Annotated in this window: 2 protein-coding genes; both read right to left on the minus strand. The window is 66.3% G+C overall.

Annotation, left to right across the window (positions count from 1 at the left end):
• Positions 1–612, minus strand: a 612-nt coding sequence (locus CWO89_RS43910) for a TraH family protein (RefSeq protein ID WP_130584347.1), incomplete at its 3' end; no start/stop codon positions are given.
• Positions 613–624: 12 nt separating this feature from the next.
• On the minus strand, positions 625–1,710 hold a 1,086-nt coding region (locus tag CWO89_RS43915), incomplete at its 5' end, for a conjugal transfer protein TraB (RefSeq protein ID WP_130584348.1).

Here is a 1,710-nt window from a genome sequence, read left to right on the forward strand (position 1 = left end):
TTTGCTGACGCCAATGCCGGTCAGATCGATCCGGATGCCGGCCTTGTTCGGATCGCCCGGCTCCTTGTCCTGCTGGGTGCCGACGTCCGGACGGCTCGCAGGCCTCGCCGCGTCACCATCCGCGGGTTTGTCGCCAGCGTCAGACGCCGCCTTGCGGGCTGGCAGGTTGCCGGGATCGGGCTCGTCGAATACATATTTCCCGTCGAAATAACCGGTTTTCCAGGCATCGATCGCATCGCCGAACGCCTCGTCGACCTGGGCACCATACCATTTCGTAACGATGCGATAGACCTTGCCGAACAGTGCAGTGCCCATCCTGATATTGGCGCAGGTGTCGACCAGATCGGGTTTGAGCTCCGAGAGGTCGGTGATACCGAGACCGGCCGGATATTGGGTCACGCCGACGCGGACCATGGCCTGGCCAACGTAATGGCGGACCAGCTCCATGGCATCATCTGGCGTCTTGGGGGGCGTCACGAGGATGACGCGGCTTCCGGTCCGGACAGTGACGGCGAGCGGATCAGGTGCGCCGACCGCGCGGATGAACGTCTCGACGATCGCCGGCCTCAAGCCCGGATCGGCGCATTGATGAATGGTTGCGGCATCGATCATGCTGATCCCCCTTCAGGTGTTGAACGAGAGCACGAGCGGCAGCCCGAACAGGCGCGCCCAGGCTTCGGTGCTGGCTCTCTGAATCGCGAGGACGTTGGTGCCGGCAGTCCACCAGTCGTTGCCGATCGCGACAAGCACGTCGGGCGACTGGAGCATCGACTGCAGGACGGGCCAGACGAGCAGTTGCTCGTAACAGATCAAGGGTGCGACGCGCTGGCCTGCGGACTCCACGACGGGATTGGCAAAGAAACTGGCCCGGGCGCCTCCGCCCTGCCCCGTCCATGCCAGCCAGGGTTGCCACATCGAGACCGGGACCGGCATGCGTTCGCCATAGAGCCGGCGCGTGCGACCGGCGCTGATCTCCATCATGGCATTGTCATAGCCTTCGCGATCGACGATCGCCGCGCCAGCGATCAGCGTGACCTCGCTGCCGCTAAGGCCGTCCATCCAGAAGCCGCCCGTGGTCGGCGTCCACAGCCCGGCCGCACTCTCGGGAAGCACGACAACGCGCGCTCCGGCCGCGCCCGCTTCGCGCACGCGCTGGAGAAGCGCCTGGGATTGATCGAGGTCCGGAGCCCGGCCGAGCACGCGCCCAAACTCGGTATCGAGACCAACCCATCCGTCCGGTTGTGAGGGCGCGAGCCAGTGCGCGGCCGACCAGGCCCAGAAGCCGGCCGCGACGATCGCCGCGACGGGCCATGTGCCGGTCGTCATGGTGAGCAGGATGGTCGCGGTCGCGGCCAATCCCCACCATCCCCATCCGGGAAACAGAACGCCGGCCGCCGTGATCGGCTGCGCCCATCCGACGATGCCAAAGGGCGGCACGCTCATCAGGATCGCCGCAAGCCCAAACCAAAGCGCCCTCTTCCATCCCGGCTGTCTTTGCCAAACGACGGCATGGACGAGGACGAAGGCCGCCGCGGCGCCGATCCACAAAGCGATGCCCACTCCAAAATCGGTGTCGTAGAAATTGACGACGCCCTGCGGCAGCCCGCGCGATGCCGCAAGGAAATAGGCCGCGCTGACCACTGCCGAGATCGACCGTGAGGGCGCGAACGCCCACAGCGCCGGGAATGCGCAGGCGAGCGGCAGGGCGAG

The sequence above is a fragment of the Bradyrhizobium sp. Leo170 genome, from assembly GCF_004296405.1.
Taxonomy (GTDB): domain Bacteria; phylum Pseudomonadota; class Alphaproteobacteria; order Rhizobiales; family Xanthobacteraceae; genus Bradyrhizobium.